The organism is Micromonospora sp. NPDC050784 (assembly GCF_044456765.1).
Lineage (GTDB): Bacteria > Actinomycetota > Actinomycetes > Mycobacteriales > Micromonosporaceae > Micromonospora > Micromonospora foliorum.
The window spans coordinates 175492-193397 of the sequence record NZ_JBITGG010000005.1; the positions used below are offsets into that span (position 1 = coordinate 175492).

At 71.4% G+C, this 17906-nt stretch carries 16 protein-coding genes; 1 reads left to right on the forward strand and 15 read right to left on the reverse strand.

Going from position 1 to position 17906, the window contains the following annotated elements:
* Window positions 1-38: 38 nt before the first annotated feature.
* From hpf to efeU, 8 genes are all read right to left on the reverse strand, one after another.
* On the reverse strand, window positions 39-674 hold the full coding sequence (gene hpf / locus ACIBD9_RS09035; RefSeq protein WP_238660544.1) for a ribosome hibernation-promoting factor, HPF/YfiA family: 636 nt from the start codon (window positions 672-674) through the stop codon (window positions 39-41).
* Between the two features lie 244 nt (window positions 675-918).
* A complete protein-coding gene (locus ACIBD9_RS09040; RefSeq protein ID WP_396715945.1) occupies window positions 919-1626 on the reverse strand; it encodes a ComF family protein in 708 nt (235 codons plus the stop codon).
* Between the two features lie 4 nt (window positions 1627-1630).
* Window positions 1631-3409 carry an LpqB family beta-propeller domain-containing protein gene (locus tag ACIBD9_RS09045; protein ID WP_396716187.1) on the reverse strand — a complete coding sequence of 593 codons (1779 nt, stop codon included), beginning with the start codon at window positions 3407-3409 and terminating at the stop codon, window positions 1631-1633.
* Window positions 3410-3441: 32 nt separating this feature from the next.
* Window positions 3442-5199, reverse strand: coding sequence for an MtrAB system histidine kinase MtrB (gene mtrB / locus ACIBD9_RS09050; RefSeq protein ID WP_396715947.1), 1758 nt, complete (start codon window positions 5197-5199; stop codon window positions 3442-3444).
* 12 nt (window positions 5200-5211) lie between these two features.
* Window positions 5212-5901 (reverse strand): MtrAB system response regulator MtrA, encoded by a 690-nt coding sequence (gene mtrA / locus ACIBD9_RS09055; RefSeq protein ID WP_030331519.1) that lies wholly within the window; start codon window positions 5899-5901, stop codon window positions 5212-5214.
* Window positions 5902-6128: 227 nt separating this feature from the next.
* Window positions 6129-7406, reverse strand: a complete 1278-nt coding sequence (gene efeB, locus ACIBD9_RS09060) for an iron uptake transporter deferrochelatase/peroxidase subunit (protein WP_396715949.1) — start codon at window positions 7404-7406, stop codon at window positions 6129-6131.
* 25 nt (window positions 7407-7431) lie between these two features.
* Window positions 7432-8565 (reverse strand): iron uptake system protein EfeO, encoded by a 1134-nt coding sequence (efeO, locus tag ACIBD9_RS09065; protein ID WP_396715951.1) that lies wholly within the window; start codon window positions 8563-8565, stop codon window positions 7432-7434.
* A 21-nt stretch (window positions 8566-8586) separates the two neighbouring features.
* Window positions 8587-9486 carry an iron uptake transporter permease EfeU gene (efeU, locus tag ACIBD9_RS09070; RefSeq protein ID WP_396715953.1) on the reverse strand — a complete coding sequence of 300 codons (900 nt, stop codon included), beginning with the start codon at window positions 9484-9486 and terminating at the stop codon, window positions 8587-8589.
* A 183-nt stretch (window positions 9487-9669) separates the two neighbouring features.
* On the opposite strand from efeU, the gene ACIBD9_RS09075 reads away from it, so the two are divergent.
* Window positions 9670-9828 carry a hypothetical protein gene (locus ACIBD9_RS09075; RefSeq protein ID WP_387167192.1) on the forward strand — a complete coding sequence of 53 codons (159 nt, stop codon included), beginning with the start codon at window positions 9670-9672 and terminating at the stop codon, window positions 9826-9828.
* 92 nt (window positions 9829-9920) lie between these two features.
* Here the strand turns inward: ACIBD9_RS09075 and ahcY are convergent, their stop codons facing one another.
* The 7 genes from ahcY to ACIBD9_RS09110 all read right to left on the reverse strand — a co-directional run bounded on the left by ahcY (window position 9921) and on the right by ACIBD9_RS09110 (window position 17896).
* A complete protein-coding gene (gene ahcY, locus ACIBD9_RS09080) occupies window positions 9921-11420 on the reverse strand; it encodes an adenosylhomocysteinase (RefSeq protein ID WP_091394012.1) in 1500 nt (499 codons plus the stop codon).
* A gap of 276 nt (window positions 11421-11696) precedes the next feature.
* On the reverse strand, window positions 11697-12860 hold the full coding sequence (manA, locus tag ACIBD9_RS09085) for a mannose-6-phosphate isomerase, class I (protein WP_396715956.1): 1164 nt from the start codon (window positions 12858-12860) through the stop codon (window positions 11697-11699).
* A gap of 3 nt (window positions 12861-12863) precedes the next feature.
* Window positions 12864-13871 (reverse strand): cation diffusion facilitator family transporter, encoded by a 1008-nt coding sequence (locus ACIBD9_RS09090; protein ID WP_396715958.1) that lies wholly within the window; start codon window positions 13869-13871, stop codon window positions 12864-12866.
* A 67-nt stretch (window positions 13872-13938) separates the two neighbouring features.
* The gene (locus ACIBD9_RS09095) at window positions 13939-15135 is read right to left on the reverse strand and encodes an SIS domain-containing protein (protein ID WP_091394020.1); all 1197 of its coding nucleotides are present in this window, start codon (window positions 15133-15135) and stop codon (window positions 13939-13941) included.
* Window positions 15132-15317: a Trm112 family protein gene (locus tag ACIBD9_RS09100; RefSeq protein ID WP_091394023.1), complete on the reverse strand. Its 186-nt coding sequence runs from the start codon at window positions 15315-15317 to the stop codon at window positions 15132-15134. Before ACIBD9_RS09100 ends, ACIBD9_RS09095 begins: the two co-directional genes overlap by 4 nt.
* A 61-nt stretch (window positions 15318-15378) precedes the next feature.
* Window positions 15379-16764 (reverse strand): phosphomannomutase/phosphoglucomutase, encoded by a 1386-nt coding sequence (locus ACIBD9_RS09105; RefSeq protein WP_396715960.1) that lies wholly within the window; start codon window positions 16762-16764, stop codon window positions 15379-15381.
* A gap of 70 nt (window positions 16765-16834) precedes the next feature.
* Window positions 16835-17896 (reverse strand): hypothetical protein, encoded by a 1062-nt coding sequence (locus ACIBD9_RS09110; protein WP_396715962.1) that lies wholly within the window; start codon window positions 17894-17896, stop codon window positions 16835-16837.
* Between the last annotated feature and the right edge of the window lie 10 nt (window positions 17897-17906).

Here is a 17906-nt window from a genome sequence, read left to right on the forward strand (position 1 = left end):
CCACCACAACTCCATGATCGACGCGGATCGGCTGGCGGTCAGGTGGCGAGGGAGATGATGCCGTAGTCGTACGCGTGGCGCCGGTAGACGACGCTGGGGCGGCCGGACTCCTTGTCCTGGAACAGGTAGAAGTCGTGGCCGACGAGTTCCATCTCGAACAGCGCGTCGTCGATGGTCATCGGCTCCGCCGGGTGCACCTTCTCCCGGGCGATGTGCCACGGCTGGTCGTCGTGCTCCTCTTCGACCCGCTCCGCGACCGCGGTGCCGGCGCGGGCGCCGTCACTAGGCGCGCTCAGCGCGGGGGACACCAGGTCCGCGACCGGCAGGCCCGCGGTGGCCTCGGCGACGGAGATCGGCGCGTGCCGACCCCGGTGTACGCGGCGGCGGTCGGCCGCGCGGCGCAGCCGGGTGTCGAGCTTCGCGATGGCCGCGTCGAGCGCGCTGTAGAAGTCGTTCGTGCAGGCCTCGGCCCGGATTACCGGGCCCCGGGAAACGCAGGTGATCTCCACCCGCTGGCAGTGGTCGGCCTGGCGCGGATTGCGCTCGTGAAACAGCTCGACATCGACGCGAATAAGTTTGTGGTCGTAGCGTTCGATCTTCGCGAGTTTCTCGGCTACGTGTACCCGGTAATGGTCCGGCACTTCGACGTTTCGACCCTTGACCACGATGTCCACGTGACCTCCCTTGTTCGGACGGTCTTCGATCCGGTTACCCGGCCGCGCGCCGTGGGGAGACCCGCTGGCGTCGACCGGTTGGTACGGCTACGCCTCCTCTCACCGCCAGGGGCGGTTGGAACGACCTCCTACCCCCGACAGCGAAACGCTAACTCCTGTTCCCTCAACAGTCACCCCGTGTTGCCGAGACGGCCCAGATTTTTCGTAGCTCATACACCATCGGGTGAAACGGAAACACGATCGGTTACGACTGTTGTCTTTTCTCGGTCGCCGCGAGTACCGCGGCGACACTCGGTGCCCATCCCGTCGCGGTCAGCACCCTGCTCGCGGCGGCGAGGGTCACACCGGTGGTGACGATGTCGTCGAGCAGCACCACGACGGGCGCCGCTCCCGCGCCACCACCCCGGACCGGTCCGGTCGAGCGGGGCTGGAAGGCCGCCTCGGCCGCCGCCGCCCGGCCGGCGCTGTCCAGGGTGACCGAGTCGGGCCGGGGCAACGCCCGCAGCGGACGGCGCACCCGCACCGCCCAACCGCCCCGGTTGAGCCTCGCCGCGCAGTGCCGGGCCAGCCGGTCGAGGTGGTCCCCGTAACGGGACCGGGCCGCCGCGGCGGTGTCCGGGACCGGAACCAACGCCAGCGGACGAGCCCCGCCGACGGCCGCCGCGACGACCTCGGCGAGCAGGGCGCCGAGCGGGCGGGCCAGCCCGTGCCGGCCGTGTTCCTTGTACGCCAGCAGCGCCTCACGCAGCGGACCCTCGTACGGGCCGAGTGCGACGCAGGACGGCAGGCCCGGCGGGGCGGGGGTCGGACGGACCACCCGTGGCCGCAGGTCGCCCAGCGCGGTGACACAGGCTGGGCAGACCCCGTGCCGCAGGCCGGGTCGGCGCTCCCGACAACCGGCGCAATCGGCGGGCAGCACCAGATCGGCGAGGTCCGCCCAGAGCCCGCTCACCTGATCAGTAGAGGAAGAACGGCGCCGACGGGTTGCTCGGCCGCACGCCGGCCGGCACCGGGGCGATGTCGCGTACCCGGCTGGGCTCGATCCGTTCGAACGGGCTGCTGCGGTAGGCCACCCCGTTCGCCTCGTACATGTAGGCCCCGCTGGGCACCCGCACGCTGGGGTTGGTCGGGTACGCGGTCAGGTGGTTGACCTTGGCACCGAGGTCGGTCCGCAGCGGCGTCTCCAGGGCGCCGTCGACACTGATCTCGTAGATCGCCGGCTGGCCGACCGACCCCGCCACCACCAGCTGATCCTCCCTGCCCCAGTCGACCGCCGTGGGGTTGGTCAGCGAGGTGACCAACTCTCGGGGCGGGCCGATGGAGACCCCGCCGTTGTCGAGGTTGACCGCGGCGACGTAGAGACGGCCGCCGGCGATCAGCGCGACCCGCTGGCCGTCCAACGCGGCGGCCACCGCAGTGGCCTCGGTGGAGGGCAGGTTGAGTGGCACCGGATACATCCGGGCCAGCTCGTCGAACCGGTAGAGCTGCCCGTCGGCTACCACCAGGCCGCTGCCCGGGCGGGAGTCGACCGTACGCAGCCAGACCGGCCGGCTCATCGAGGAGTACTCGGTGCCGCTGCGGCCCAGAACGGAGACCGGGTTGGCGCCCGTGCCCACGGCGAGTCGGTACCGGTTCTTGCTGCTGCCGGTGACCACCATCGCGGCGAGGACCCGCTGGTCCTTGGCCAGCCCGAGGCTGGCCGAGACGACGTTGCGGTTGATCTCGGGCGTCAACGGCACCGTGCCGCTGGGTTCGCCTTCGAAGTCGAGTGGGTGGATCGCGCCGTCGTACAGGCCGAACCGCTGCGGGCTGGCGGCCTGGGGATAGAGCTCCTGGGAGTTTCGTCGCTCGCTCAGGTCCACCACGGGCTGCGCGTTGTTGCGGATCTTCAACTCCAGCTGACCGGTGAGGTCGCCCAACGACCAGGCGATCTGCGTGATCAACTGTTGGATGCCGTTCTGGTCGTCACCGGACATGTCCAGGTTGACCTCCCACCGACCGTTCCCGCCGGTGGCGTTGTTGATCAGCTCGGTGCGGTCCGGCAGCCCGACGACTCCGGGGCGCAGCCAGTCGGAGGGGCCACCGACCAGCCATTTCACCACCTCGTTGACCCGCCGCTCGACCGGCACCGTCTGCGGTCGGTAGCGCTGGTCGGGCACCAGACGCGTGCGGTCCGAACTCCAGAAGTAGATCGTCTCGTCCTGGTAATACTGTCGAAGGGCGGTGTCGCTGAGCAGCAGCACGTTGGGCGGGTTGATGACGTACAGGCCGGCCCGGTCGTCGTTGGCGCCGCCGTTGAACGACGCGCTGCGCAGGCCGAACTCGTACTCCGTCTCGGTCGCCACCGGCGGGGCCAGGGTGCCGTTGGCCCGCAGCACACCGATCTGCTGCACGGCGATCTTCACGGTGGTGGTCGAGTCGCTGTTGAGGGTGTAGACCGCCTCGCGCAGCCGGACCACGTTCAGCGCGACCTCGCTGCCCTTCTTGTCCTGTAGGCGGATCTTGTCCTCCGGGGCGATGAACGCCTTGACCCGCTCGTACGCCCGATCCGGCTCGCCGGCGGCGGCGGACAGGAAGTTGCGGACGAACGCCTCGTTGACGCTGCCGCTGGCCGTCCGCGTCGGCGGCTCGCTGCCCCGGCTGATCACACCGGCCTCGGTCGCGGCACCGCCCTTGCCGTCCACCCGCACGTCGGATGTCGCCGGGATGCCGCAGCCGGCACCCAGCAGCACCATCACGCCGAGAGCCCCGAGCAGAGTCGGCCGTCTCACGAGCGCACCTCCGTCCGCTGCCCGTCCCCGGCCGGAGCCGGGCCGATCGCCAGTGCCCCGCCGGTGCCGGGGCCGATGGCCAGTGGGCCACCATCGCGGGGGCCGCCGAACGGCAGCGCGGCGTCGGCCGGCACCAGCCGCAGCGGCGAGGTGGTCAGCCGGTCGCCCGCGCGGGCCGGCAGGGTGAGCCGGAACTGCGCGCCCTGCCCCGGAGCACCCCACGCCTCCAGCCAGCCGCCGTGCAGCCGGGCGTCCTCCAGGCTGATGGACAGGCCCAGCCCGGTGCCCCCGGTCTGCCGGGCCCGGGACGGGTCCGCCCGCCAGAACCGGTTGAACACCAACTTTTCCTCGCCCACCTTCAGCCCCACCCCGCGGTCGCGGACGGTGATCGCCACGGCGGTCTCGTCGATGCCGAGGGTGATCAGCACCGGGCGGGCCTCACCGTGCTCCACGGCGTTGCCGACCAGGTTGCGCAACACCCGCTCGACCCGGCGCGGGTCGACCTCGGCGATCACCGGCGTGCCCGGCAGGTCGAGTTCGATCGGTACGCCCACCCGCTCGGCCAGGCCAGCCAGCCGGTCGACCACCCGGTGCACCACCGGCACCAGGTCGGTCGGCTCGGAGTCCAGCATGGCGAAGCCGGCGTCGAACCGACTGATCTCCAACAGGTCGGTGAGCAGTTCCTCGAATCGGTCCAGCTCGGCCTGGAGCAGTTCGGCGCTGCGCGCGACCGCCGGGTCGAACTCCTCGCGCTCGGCGAAGATCAGGTCAGCGGCCATCCGGACCGTGGTCAGTGGGGTACGCAGCTCGTGGGAGACGTCGGAGGTGAAGCGTCGCTGCAACCGGGACATCTCTTCCAGGCGCAGGATCTGCCGTTGCAGGTTGGTGGCCATCTGGTTGAACGAGGCGGCGAGCAGGGCCAGGTCGTCCTCGCCGTTGACCACCATCCGCTGGTCGAGCAGGCCCGCGGAGAGCCGCTGGGCGGTCCGTGCGGCGACCCGGACCGGGTTGACCACCAGCCGGGTGACCAGCGCCGCGAGCAACCCGAGCAGGATCACCAGCGCGACCCCGGTGGCCACCACGGTGGCTCGGGCGTCGGCGGCGGTGACGTCCTGCCGACCCAGCGGCACCAGGTAGTAGAGCTCGATCTGGCCGAAGCGGGTGGGCACCGGCGATCCGTAGACCAGGTATTTCGTGGTCTCGCCGGTGAGTCGCCCGGTGCGGATCTGGCTGGCCACCTTGCCGTCGGCGATCGCGGCCCGCAGCTCGGGGGTGATCAGCGACTGGACGTTCGCGGACGGCGAGGTGCGCGTCTGGATGTCGTTGGGATAGTCGTCGGCGGTGATCGCCACCACCACCCCGCTGGTCTGCTGGGGGTCGCCGCCGGCCAGGTAGTTGACCGTGCCGTCGATGGTCTCCTGGAGCTGCGCCTCCTGCGGCTGCCCGTAGAAGGAGACCTGCTTGGCCGCGTAACTGGCACCGCTTGTCACCCGCTGCCGGACGTCGCTGCGAGCGCTGTCGAGCAGGATGGTGGTGATCTTGTCAGCGATCAGGAACGCGAACCCGCCCACCAGCAGGCTGGACGCGACAAGCGTGATGGTCACGACCCGGACCTGGAGCGAGCGGCGCCAGGTCTGGTGCGCGCGACCCACCACCCGGGCGACCCGACCGCTCACCGCACGCCAGAACTCCCCGCCGGCGCTGGGCCGGCGGGCAGCCGTGCTCGGGGAGGGTGGGGGCGGCGAGGTCGACACAGTGCGACCAGGCTATCCGGTCCCTGCCTTGTAGCCCACGCCCCGCACGGTGAGGATGATTTCCGGTCGCTCCGGGTCCGGCTCGATCTTGGCCCGCAACCGCTGGACGTGAACGTTGACCAGACGGGTGTCGGCCGCGTGCCGGTAGCCCCAGACCTGTTCGAGCAGCACCTCACGGGTGAAGACCTGACGTGGCTTGCGGGCGAGTGCGACCAGCAGGTCGAACTCCAGCGGAGTCAGCTTCACCTCCTCGTCGTTGCGGCTCACGGTGTGCGCGGGCACGTCGATGGTGATCTGGTTGTCGGGCGGCCCGATGGTGAGCATCTCGGGGGCCACGTCCTCGCCCCGGCGCAGTCGGGCCCGCATCCGGGCCACCAGCTCCTTGGGCTTGAACGGCTTGACCACGTAGTCGTCGGCGCCGGACTCCAGGCCGAGCACGACGTCCACGGTGTCGCTCTTGGCGGTCAGCATGACGATGGGCACGCCGGACTCCGCCCGGATCGACCGGGCGACGTCAATACCGCTCATACCGGGAAGCATCAGGTCAAGCAGCACGATATCGGGACGGCTGTCGCGAAAAGCGGCCAACGCCCGCTCGCCGTCCGCCACAAACGAGGGCAGGAAACCCTCACTGCGCAGCACGATGCCGAGCATCTCGGCGAGCGCGGGGTCATCGTCGACCACCAGTACGCGGGCTCTCATGGGATTAATATTGCATCCTCATTCGGTTCGGTGGGACCGGCGTCGGCCGGTAACGCTTCGCGCCGCCGTCAAACCGGTGCCCGCGGTCCGCGGCGGCGGCGCCACGTGCTGCGGCGCCCGGCGCACGGACGGACCGTGGGCCAGGCTGCCACCATGATCCCCCTTCAGCGCCGCCCGGCGCCACCGCAGGCTGGGCCGATCCGGCTGTCGCCCCATCCGGACGACGGTCAGCCGAACAGCCCACGCCCCCAGTGGTCGCCGCCGTCGCGTACCCCGGGCGGGCAGGCGAACACCCCGCTGGAGACGTGGCGCAGGTACTCGTTCATCACGTCGTGCCGTGCCAACTGGGTCTGGATCGGCACGAACTGGCGGCGTGGGTCGCGCTGGTAGGCGATGAAGAAGAGGCCCGCGTCGAGCCGACCGAGGCCGTCCGAGCCGTCGACGAAGTTGTAACCCCGGCGCAGCAGCTGGGCGCCGCTGTTCCGGCTCGGGTGGGCCAGCGCGACATGGGCGTGCTCGGCGATCACCGGCTTCCCGTCCGCGCCACGCGCGGCGAAGTCGGGCTCGTCGAACTCGTCGCCGCGACCGAGTGGCGCACCGCTGCCCTTGGCCCGGCCCACGATCTCCTCCTGCTCGGCGAGGGAGGTGCGGTCCCAGGTCTCCACGAGCATCCGGATCTTGCGGGTGACCAGGTACGAGCCACCGGCCATCCAGTCCGGCCCGTCGCCCGGCTGCACCCACAACTGGTCGCGCAGCAGGTCGGTGTCCTCGGCCTTGAGGTTGGCCGTGCCGTCCTTGAACCCGAAGAGGTTGCGCGCGGTGGCCTGGTCCCGCGAGGTCGACGAGGTGCGGCCGAAGCCGAGCTGCGACCAGCGGACGCTCACCACGCCCATGCCGAGCCGGGCCAGGTTGCGGATGGCGTGCACCGCCACCTGCGGGTCGTTGGAGCAGGCCTGGACGCAGAGGTCGCCACCGGAGAGCTGCGGCTGCAACGCGTCGCCGGGGAACTTCGGCAGCTCGGCCAGGGCGGCCGGTCGCCGGTCGGCGAGGCCGAAGCGGTCCCGCCCGTCGGCGTCGCGGAACAGCGTCGGCCCGAAGCCGATGGTGAGGGTGAGCTGCGAGGGAGGCAGGCCGAGCGCTTCGCCGGTGTCGTCCGGTGGGGCCTCCGGCATCCCGCCGACCGCCCCCAGCACCCCGGCGTCGCGCCCCGCGGTCATCCGGGCGGCGGCAGCCGTCCACTCCTCCAGCAGTTCGACAAGCCGGGCCCGGTCCTTGGTGATCACGTCGAAGGCCACGAAGTGCAGCCGGTCCTGCGCCGGGGTGACGATGCCGGCCTGGTGCTCACCGTGGAACGGCACCGCCCCGGCCGGATGGTCGCTCGCCGCGGCCGGGCCATGGGAGCCGTTCAACAGCGCCCCCGCGCCGGCCGCCACTCCGGCGACCCCGGCCACTCCGGCGCCGGCCAGGGTGATCGCCCGGCGCCGGGTCAACCTGCTCCCGCTCATCGACTCGACTCTTTCTGTCAGGTGGTCACTTCGCGACGGCCGCGGCGACCTTGCTGATCGGCTCGGCGAGCGCGTTGATCCCGTCGGAGAGCTCCTTGAGCTCGGCCTTGCTCAGCGCGGTGTGCGGCTTCCACCCGTCGCCGTCGCGGTGCTTGCCGAGCAGTCCCTCGACGTTGGCGAACTCGGTGTCCAGCTGCGTGACCAGCTCCGGCGAGCGCTGCTGCAGCGCGGGACGCAGGGCGGACACGGCGGCCTTGGAACCTTCGAGGTTGGCGGCGAAGTCCCACAGGTCGGTGTGCGAGTAGCGGTCCTCCTCGCCGGTGATCTTGCCGCTGGCGACCTCGTCGAGCAGTTCCTTGGCGCCGTTGGCGAGTTGGAGCGGAGAGAGCTTCTCGGCGTTCGCCTTGGCCACGATCTCCTTGACGTCGACCAGCAGCCGGTCGGCGATCGGGCCGTCCTTGCTGATGTCGCCCGACTGCCAGAGGTCCTTCTCGATCCGGTGGAAGCCGGTGAACTCCATCCCCTCCTCGATGACCTCCTCGCGGCCGTCGATCTTGGGGTCGAGGTCGCCGAAGATCTCGGCGACCGGCTCGATCCGCTCCCAGTAGGTGCGGGCGACCGGGTAGAGCGCCTTGGACTTCGCGACATCGCCGGCCTTGACCGCGCCGACGAACTCCTCGGTCTTGTCCAACAGCGCGGTGGTCTGGCTCTTGACGTAGCGCTGGTAGTTGTCGGTGGCGTCGCCCAGCGCGGCGTCGGCGGTGAGCGGCTGCGCCGACCCGCTGACCTTGAGCGCGCCCCGGATGCCCTTGCCGCTCATCCCCGGCTTGCAGGCCGTCTGGTAGGTGCCGGCCGGCAACTCGACGTGCAGCTCGCGGCTCAGCCCGGGGGCGATGTTCTCCACCTCGCCCATCACCCGGTCGCCGTCGGCGTACACGTAGAACTCGGTCACCTTCGCGCCCGAGTTGGTGATCTTGAAGGTGGCGGTGCCGGCACCCAGGTCGGTCGAGCCGACCTCACAGGCGGTGTCGCTCGCCTTGACCACGATCGGTCCGCCGGACGCCGCCGGGTCACCCTTGTCGGAGTCCGAGCAGGCGGCCAGACCGGCCGTCGCCAGCACGCCGGCGGCGGCCAGCGCGAAGAACTGGGTGGTACGCATCTGGGCTGTCTCTCCTCGTGGTCAGGCACGCTGCGGCGTGGACGCCGCCTCGGCCTCGGCGCCGGTGTCGGCCCCGCGCTCGGTGACGGTGGTGGTGGTCGCGGTGGGTACCGGCTTACGCCGGGCCGGTCGCAGGAAGAGCAGGAGCACCGGTACGGCGTACGCGACCCAGGCGATCGTCTCCAGCACGGTGGGCGCGGGAGTCACGTTGAACATGCCGGCGAGCAGGGCCGCGTACCAGGTGGTCGGGTCGAGCACGCTGGTGATGTCGAAGGCCAGGTCGTTCAGGCCGGGCAGGACGCCAGCCTCCTGGAAGTCGTGCACGCCGTACTTGAGGATGCCGGCGGCGACCAGGATCAGCAGCGCGCCGGTCCAGGTGAAGAACTTGCTGAGGTTGATTCGCAGGGCGCTGGCGTAGAGCAGCACGCCGAGGACCACGGCGGTGACGATGCCACCGATCAACGCGAGCAGCGGGCCGCTGTCGCCAGCCGCGCCCTGGGCGGCCGAGTAGAAGATCAGCGCGGTCTCCAGGCCCTCGCGGATCACCGCGAGGAAGGCCATTCCGGCGACGGCGAGGGACCCGACCGCCAGCGCCTCGGTGAGCTTGCCCCGCAGTTCGCCGGCGATGGTCCGGGCGGCCCGGCGCATCCAGAAGATCATCCAGGTCACGAAGACCACGGCGGCGACCGAGGTGATCGCCTCGAACAACTCCCGGTCCTCGGAACGGGACAACAGCGAGGTCGACGTGTACTCGATCAGCCAGCCGAAGAGCACCGAGAGCGCCACGGCCAGGCCGACGCCCGCCCAGACCTGCGGCAACCGGTCCCGGCGCTGCGACTTCACCAGGAAGGCGACCAGGATGCTGACCACCAGGGTGGCTTCCAGGCCTTCCCGCAGGCCGATCAGATAGGTGGCGAACATCCGGGCTCCGAGTAGGTTAGGCACGCCTTGGCTGACTTAGGGCAGGCATACCTTCCTCCCTGCTCAGGGCCTTCGTCAAGTCGTCCACGACAAGCTCACTAAGCCCGTGTCGAGGCCCGGCGTCCGACCGGCGTCCGACCGGCGACCGGCCGGCTGCCGGTCGGCTGTGGAAGGATCCCCGCCGTGAGGGGATTCCTGCCGTGGTTGACGGTGCTGGCCGTGGTGCTGCTGCTCAGCGCGCTACGCCTGCGGGCGCTGGCCACCGTCGTGTCGGTCGGATGGCTGGTCTGGTGCCTCTGGACGTGGTTCCGGCCCACCCGGCGCGGCCCCCGCTCGGGCTGACCCGCCGGAGGAGACGCTGAGCCCGCCGAGCCTTCGGAGGAGACGACGAACCGGGCCGGCTGCGAACAGCCGACCCGGTCCGGAGATGTCGATCAGTAGCGGTAGTGATCCGGCTTGAACGGACCCTCCGTGGAGACGCCGAGGTAGGCGGCCTGCTCCTTGGTCAGCGTGCTCAGCTTGGCGCCGAGGGCGCCGAGGTGCAGCCGGGCCACCTTCTCGTCCAGGTGCTTGGGCAGCACGTAGACGCCGATCGGGTACTCCTCGGTCTTGGTGAAGAGCTCGATCTGGGCGATCGTCTGGTTGGCGAACGAGTTCGACATCACGAAGCTCGGGTGCCCGGTCGCGTTGCCGAGGTTCAGCAGGCGGCCCTCGGAGAGCACGATGATCGCGTGCCCGTCGGCGAAGCGCCACAGGTCGACCTGCGGCTTGATGTTGATCCGCTCGACGTCGGAACGCTTGGCCAGCCCGGCCATGTCGATCTCGTTGTCGAAGTGGCCGATGTTGCCGACGATGGCCTGGTGCTTCATCCGGGCCATGTGCTCGTTGGTGATGACGTCGAAGCAGCCGGTGGCGGTGATGAAGATGTCGGCCTGCTCGACCACGTCGTCCAGGGTGGCGACCTGGTAGCCGTCCATCGCGGCCTGCAACGCGCAGATCGGGTCCACCTCGGTCACCACGACGCGGGCGCCCTGGCCGCGCAGCGACTCGGCGCAACCCTTGCCCACGTCGCCGTAGCCCATGACGACCGCCATCTTGCCGCCGATCAGCACGTCGGTGGCGCGGTTGATGCCGTCGATGAGCGAATGCCGGCAGCCGTACTTGTTGTCGAACTTGCTCTTGGTCACCGAGTCGTTGACGTTGATCGCCGGGAAGAGCAGGGTGCCCGCCCGGTGCATCTCGTAGAGCCGGTGCACGCCGGTGGTGGTCTCCTCGGTCACGCCCTTGATGCCGGCGGAGATCCGGGTCCAGCGCTGGCCGTCCTCACCGAGCGAGCGGTGCAGCAGCTCGAGGATGACCGCGTACTCCTCGGAGTCGGCGGACTCGACCGGCGGGACCGCCCCGGCCCGCTCGAACTCGGCACCCTTGTGTACGAGCAGGGTGGCGTCGCCGCCGTCGTCGAGGATCATGTTGGGGCCCTGCCCGTCCGGCCAGGCGAGCACCTGCTCGGTGCACCACCAGTACTCCGGCAGGGTCTCGCCCTTCCAGGCGTACACCGGGACGCCGGCGGGAGCTTCGGGGGTGCCGTCCGGGCCGACGACGATCGCCGCGGCGGCGTGGTCCTGAGTGGAGAAGATGTTGCAGGACGCCCAGCGCACCTGTGCGCCGAGCGCGACCAGCGTCTCGATCAGGACGGCGGTCTGAATGGTCATGTGCAGCGAGCCGGTGATCCGCGCGCCGGCGAGCGGCTGCGCCTCGGCGAACTCGCGACGGATCGCCATCAGGCCGGGCATCTCGTGCTCGGCGAGCTGGATCTCTTTACGCCCGAACTCGGCGAGCGACAGATCCGCCACCTTGAAGTCGCCGTCGGCGAGCGTGCTCGGCCGGGCCTCGGACGGCGTGCCGCTAGCGGACGCCGGGAGGGTGCTGGTCATGAAAGCTCCTGTCGAACGATGTCTGCGCCGACCCTCCACCTTACGCGCGTCGGCGACGGGCATCAGGCACGGTCTGCGGACAGCGCACGGGGCGGTCGGTGATGGACGGACCTTCCCGCCCACGTCCCGCCCGCCCCGCGCATCCCCCCGGTTTGGTTCCCCCGCACGTTCTCGGACCGTCGTCGCGATAACGCTGCGTACCCATAGAGTCACACTCAGGCAGGGTGGCGTCAAGCTATTCCGGGAAAGTCGGACTTGTGTCGTTCGCGCCGAGGCTCAGCGCAGCCCGGACGTCGCCACGAACGCCACCCCGGCGCCGTCGATGCGCAGAGCCGCGTCGGACGACGTACCGATCGCCGCCTCGCCAGAGGCCAGCGTCAACGCTCCGGCTCCGTCGTCCACGGTGATCGAGCCGCCAGCGCAGAGCACCACTCGGGGGCCGGGCAGCGGCAGCGTCACCGAGGGCACCACCGCGTCGACCCGCACCCGGTGCAGCGCGAAATCGTCCACCGGCACGGGCCACCAGTCCACGCCCGGACCGACCGGCTCCGGGGCCCGCACCGGATCGGCGAGCACCTCGAAGCGCAGCACCTTCAACAACTCGTCGACGTCCACCCGCTTCGGGGTCAGGCCGCCGCGTAGCACGTTGTCGCTGGCCGCCATGATCTCCACCCCGCAGCCGCTCAGGTAGGCGTGCAGGTTGCCGGCGGGCATCCAGATCGCCTCCCCCGCCACCAGCCGCACGTGGTGCAACAGCAGCGCGACAAGCGCACCGGGATCCCCCGGGTACGCCTCGGCCAGCCGGCGGGTCAACTCCGCGTCCGGGCCGTCGGCCGGCGATGCCAGCACGGCAGCCAGCAGGTCGTGACGCTTGGCGACCGGCCAGCCGAGCAGCGTCCGCACCGCCGTCCGCAACCCCGCCGGCCCGGCCCGCAACGCGGCGACCACCGGCGCCAACGCCGGTACGCCGAACGCGGCGAGCGCCTCGGCCGACTCCGCCGGATCCCGGAACCCGCACAGCGCCTCGAACGGGGTGAGCGCGACCAGCAACTCCGGCTTGTGGTGCGGGTCGGAGTAGTTGCGCTGCCCCTCCGGGCGCCCCGCCTCCGCCGCGTAGCCGGCCTGCGCCTGCTCGGCGTCCGGGTGGGCCTGCAGGCTCAGCGGAGAGTCGGCCGCGAGCACCTTGAGCAGGAACGGCAGCCGGCTACCGAACCGCTCGGACACCCGCTGGCCGAGCCACTGCCCGGGTTCGTCCCGCACCAGGTCACAGAGACTCACCCGCAGACCGGCGCGGTCCACGTGGGCCGGTGCGCCCGGGTGGGCCCCCAACCACAGCTCCGCCTCCGGACCCGCACTCGGCACCGACCGCCCCTGGAGGAGGGCGATGGCCGAGCGCGAGCCCCAGGCGTAGTCCCGGATCGGCCCGTACAGTGGCTCCACCCGTCAGCCCCCGGGCCGCCCGGCCGCCTCGCCCGACGCGTCCTGCGGCTGCGGCACGGCGGTGTCGGCGGCGGCACCGGTGCCGGCCTCGGCGGCGGCGGCGCTGTAGACGTCCGGCTCCAGGTAGATCACCCGGGCGATCGGCACCGCCGCGCGGATCCGCGCCTCCACGGCGTTGATGCCGCGCGCCAGGTCGTGGGCGGTCTCCCACTCCGGGACGGCGATCTTGGCGGCCACCATCAGCTCTTCGGGGCCGAGGTAGAGCGTCTTCATGTGGATGATCCGCTCCACCTCGGGGCCGTCGGTGACGGCCCGCTCGATGGCGGCCAGCTCGGACGCTTCGGCGCCCTCACCGAGCAGCAGGCTCTTCGTCTCGATGGCCAGCACGACGGCGATGACGACCAGCAGGATGCCGATCATCGCGGTGCCGGCGGCGTCCCACTCACCGTTGCCGGTGATCAGCGTCATGGTGACGCCGAACAGCGCGAACACCAGACCGACAAGCGCGCCGAAGTCCTCCAGCAGCACCACCGGCAGCTCCGGCGCCTTGGCGCGGCGGATGAAGCGCACCCAGGACTGGTTGCCCCGGATGTGGTTGGACTCCTTGATGGCGGTCCGGAAGGAGAACGACTCCATGATGATCGCCGCCACCAGCACGGACACCGGCAACCACTGCCAGGACTCGATGCCGCCCTTGTGATGCCACTTGTGGTACGCCTCGTAGAGCGCGAACAGGCCACCGATGCTGAACAGCACGATGGACACGATGAACGCGTAGATGTAGCGCTCCCGGCCGTACCCGAACGGGTGTTCCGGGGTGGCCGCGCGCTTCGCCCGTTTGCCACCGAGCAGCAGGAGGCCCTGGTTGCCGGAGTCGGCGACCGAGTGGACCGCCTCGGCCAGCATCGACGACGAGCCGGAGAGCAGGAACGCGATGAACTTGGTGACGGCGATGCCGATGTTGGCCAGTAGGGCGGCGACAATCGCCTTCGTCCCACCGTTGGCGCTCATGCCACCGCTCCGCTTCGCCGCACGAAGCCGCCCGGTCCGCGCATGGCGCGCCGCCCCCTACGTTCGTTCACTGGTTCGACAGCTCCTTCATCTCGGTGATGGCCGGAACGGCCATCGGGTCCAACCCGTGTGCCAGAGCAAGGTAGATCGAGGCGAAATCCGGGACGGCGATCAGCGACGCCAGCCGTTCCAGGGCGGAGCCGCCCTCGGCGGTCACCACGTCGCACCGCACGCCACGACGCTCCGCGAGGGTTTGCACCGCGTCCGCGCGGCGCTCCTCGACGGCGAGCGGCTCGTCGGTGTCGTCCTCGGCGTTGAGCCCGCCGTCGCGCAGCAGCACCAGCCGCAGCCGGGTGCCCTCGCCGTCGTCCTCGGCCGGGTCGGCGAAGATGTCCCGCTCCCCCTCGGCCAGGCCGCCGAAGACGCCGTCGAGCAGCCCGACGCGACCCCGCCCGGCCTCACCCAGCGCTCCGGTGACCACCGGATAGCGGGCGTTGGCCGACAGGGTGTCGCCGAACCGGCGGGCCGCCACCGTGGCCAGCGGGGACGAGCCCCAGACGATCGGGATCGAGCCGGCCAGACCCAGTGCCAGCGACTTGGCCGGGTTGACGAAGGACTCCGCGGCGGAGCGGCAGCGGTCGGCGTCCGCGTCGAGCCGGGCCGCGGTCTCGGCCAGGTCCGCCTCGTTGACCTTCACGAGCCCGAGGGAACGGGCGGCGAGCAGGACCGGCACGGTGAGCGCCCAGAGGCTGGCCCGGGCCGGGGCACGCCGGGGCACCGGGATGAACGGCGCCCGAGCCTGCTCGGCGATCGACTGCAACTGCGAGTCCGGGGCACCCACGGCGACGAGTCGGGCACCACGCCGGTGGGCCGCCTCGGCGGCGCCGAGCGCCTCCGGGCTACGTCCGGACGCGCTCACCGCGATCACCACGTCGGCCGCGCCCACCCAACCGGGTACACCAGCGCTGCGGTGCCCGATGATCGGGACCGGGCAGCGCGGCCCGGCGACCGTGGCCAGCACGTCACCGGTACGCCCCGCGGTGCCGATGCCGGCGATCACGACGGCTCGGGGCCGCCCGTCGTCGGCGAGCACGGCCAGGTTCGCCTCGGCCGCCAGTGCGGCGCTCTCCCGAACCTGCGCACCGGCCGACGCCGTGTGCCGGAGCATCCCGCCCGGGTCGGCCTCGGCCAACGCCTGCGGGTTGTCGAGCAGGGCCTCGTCGGCGTCCCGACGTCCGCTGACCCCAGCCGTACCGTCGATCATGAGGACTGCCCGGGGCCGCCGCGCGCCTCGTCGAGCAGCAGCACCGGCACGTCGTCGCGGACCTCGAAGATCCGGCCGCACTCCGTGCAGGTCAACGTCTGCGCCTCGGCGTCGTAGGTGAGCGGGGCGTGGTGCGTGTCCGGACAGGCAAGGATCTCGAGCAACTGCGGATCCAGGGCCATGGCGCGGCTCCTTCCACGTGTGCGGCTTGACCGACGGCGGTGCCGACCGGCGCAGGCGATCTTATCGGCGAACGCGGTCGAGCACGTCGTCCCGGAGCGAGACCATCCGATCCCGGGTGGGCGCCTCGACGTTGAGCCGCAGCAGCGGCTCCGTGTTGGAGGCGCGCAGGTTGAACCAGGCGCCGTCGGGGAAACGCAGGGTGAGCCCGTCCATCTCGTCGGCCACCGCGTCGGGATACGCGGCGCGCACCTCGGCCACCGCGGCCGCCTGGTCGGCCACCGTCGAGTTGATCTCACCGGAGGCGATGTAGCGCTCGTACTCACCGGCCAACACGGACAGCGGCAGCGACTGCTCGCCCAGCGCGGCCAAGGTGTGCATCGCCGCGAGCATCCCGGTGTCGGCGAACCAGAAGTCCCGGAAGTAGTAGTGCGCGGAGTGCTCGCCGCCGAAGACGGCGTTGGTGCGGGCCATCTCCGCCTTGATGAAGGAGTGCCCGACCCGGGCGACGACCGGCTGCCCACCGTGCTCCCGGATGATCTCCGCGACCGCGCTGGAGGTGATCAGGCCGTGGATCACCGTGGAACCCGGGTGCTTGGCCAGCTCGCGGGCGGCGACGAGGGCGGTGATGGCCGATGGTGAGACCGGCTCGCCGCGCTCGTCCACCACGAAGCACCGGTCGGCGTCACCGTCGAAGGCCAACCCGATGTCGGCCCCGTGCTCGACCACCGCGCGCTGGAGGTCGACCAGGTTCGCCGGGTCCAGTGGATTGGCCTCATGGTTGGGGAAGGAGCCGTCCAACTCGAAGTAGAGCGGCACGATCTCCAGCGGCAGCGGCGACAGGGCCGCGTCGCCCAGCACGGTCGGGACGGTGAAGCCGCCCATGCCGTTGCCGGCGTCGACGACCACCTTCAACGGTCGGATGCCCGAGAGGTCGACCAGCTTGCGCAGGTAGCCGGCGTAGTCGGGGAGCAGGTCGCGCCGCTCGGCGGGCCGGGTCGGCGCACCGGCGGGACGAGCGTCGCCCGAGTCCAGGAGGGCCTGGGCCCGCTCCCGGATCTCGGCCAGACCGCTCTCCTGGCCGATCGGGCGGGCACCGGAGCGGCACATCTTGATGCCGTTGTACTGCGCGGGGTTGTGGCTGGCGGTGAACATCGCGCCGGGCAGGTCGAGCGAGCCGGACGCGTAGTAGAGCAGGTCGGTGGAGGCGAGGCCGATCTCGATCACCGAGCGCCCCTCGGCGCGTACGCCGGTGGCGAAGGCGGCGGCCAGGCCGGGCGAGGTGGCCCGCATGTCGTACCCGACGACGACCGCGTCGCCCGGCTCGTCGGTGGAGTTGAGCAGTTGGGTGAAGGCGGCTCCCAGTGCCTCGGCGACCCGTTCGTCCCACTGGTCCGGCACCGTCCCGCGGACGTCGTACGCCTTCACGATCTGGGACAGATCAGACACGTGTTCCACTCCTTGGCCGCAGGTTAGACACCGATCCTGAGCCTAACGGAGGGGCCCGGCCGTACTCCGCTCAGCCGGGGAGCCGGGGAATGAACACGGTGTGCCCGCCCCCGTCGGCCGGCGGGTCACCCGGCCGACCGTCGGGCCGACCCGGCATCGGCTGCGTCGCCTCCGGCACCGGAGCGGGGGCGTCCGGCCGGACGCCGTAGACCCCGCCGGTGGCGGGACGCGGGGACGGCACCGGACCACCCCAACCGGCGGCCGGCGGCTGCTGGCCGTACACCTGGCCAGGGCGACCGGGCGCGGCCGGCAACCCAACCCCGGCCCGGTAGGTGGTGCCGCCGGGGTTGCCCGGCAGGGTTTCGGGCCCGTCGTCGGACGACTTCCGGTCCTGCCGCGAGCGACGAACGAGCAGCACGATGAGCAGCAGTCCAACCGCCACCAGCACAACGCCGAAGTACATCACCGGCGATCCTCCTCCGGACGATTCGGCGGCGGTCGCCGTGGTGTTCGGTGCGCCGGACACGCCGCCCAGCGCCGCCGGGTTCACCGCGTCGTCGACGGTCGCGACCTCGGTCGGGCTCGGGGTGGGCGTCGGCTTCTTCGACCGCGACGGAGTCGGCGACGGAGTGACCCGCGCTCCGGTCAGCCGCGCCGCATCGGTGGCGTGACCCAGCGTCTGGCCGGAGGCGCTGACGCCGGCACCGGTGACCACGAGACGGCCACCGGGCGCACCTGCCGCGAACCCCACCCGGTAGCGCACCGTGATGCCCTTGCCCTTGCACAGCGTCGGCTTCAGGGGCGACGTCTGCGCGGTCGATACGGTGCCGCTGCCGCCGGTGACGGCCACCGGGAACCAGCGCCCGCCCGCGTTGACCTCGACCGCCACCTGATTCGGCTGGAGACCCGCCAGGCTGAAGCTCAGCGCGGTACGGAGCAGGACGCACCCGTCGGTGCGCTTGCGCACCGCCACGTTCACCCCCTGCGCGGAACCACCGGCGGCGAAGCTGCTGGCGGCGCCCACCCGGACCGAGTCCTCGTCGGCCAGCGCCGGCGACGCACCGAGCATCACCAGGCCGCCCGCCAGACCGCAGACCGCCGCGAGCCGTGCCACGCGTCGACGCACTGTCATGATCACCTCG

Excerpts from the sequence above, each read along its gene's own strand:
- ACIBD9_RS09045 (WP_396716187.1), bottom strand. The coding sequence starts at position 3,409 with ATGGTGCTGCTGGGTGCCGGCTGCGGCATCCCGGCGACATCCGACGTG.
- mtrA (WP_030331519.1), bottom strand. The coding sequence starts at position 5,901 with ATGAGAGCCCGCGTACTGGTGGTCGACGATGACCCCGCGCTCGCCGAG.
- efeB (WP_396715949.1), bottom strand. The coding sequence starts at position 7,406 with ATGAGCGGGAGCAGGTTGACCCGGCGCCGGGCGATCACCCTGGCCGGC.
- efeO (WP_396715951.1), bottom strand. The coding sequence starts at position 8,565 with ATGCGTACCACCCAGTTCTTCGCGCTGGCCGCCGCCGGCGTGCTGGCG.
- efeU (WP_396715953.1), bottom strand. The coding sequence starts at position 9,486 with ATGTTCGCCACCTATCTGATCGGCCTGCGGGAAGGCCTGGAAGCCACC.
- ahcY (WP_091394012.1), bottom strand. The coding sequence starts at position 11,420 with ATGACCAGCACCCTCCCGGCGTCCGCTAGCGGCACGCCGTCCGAGGCC.
- ACIBD9_RS09090 (WP_396715958.1), bottom strand. The coding sequence starts at position 13,871 with ATGAGCGCCAACGGTGGGACGAAGGCGATTGTCGCCGCCCTACTGGCC.
- ACIBD9_RS09095 (WP_091394020.1), bottom strand. The coding sequence starts at position 15,135 with ATGATCGACGGTACGGCTGGGGTCAGCGGACGTCGGGACGCCGACGAG.
- ACIBD9_RS09100 (WP_091394023.1), bottom strand. The coding sequence starts at position 15,317 with ATGGCCCTGGATCCGCAGTTGCTCGAGATCCTTGCCTGTCCGGACACG.
- ACIBD9_RS09110 (WP_396715962.1), bottom strand. The coding sequence starts at position 17,896 with ATGACAGTGCGTCGACGCGTGGCACGGCTCGCGGCGGTCTGCGGTCTG.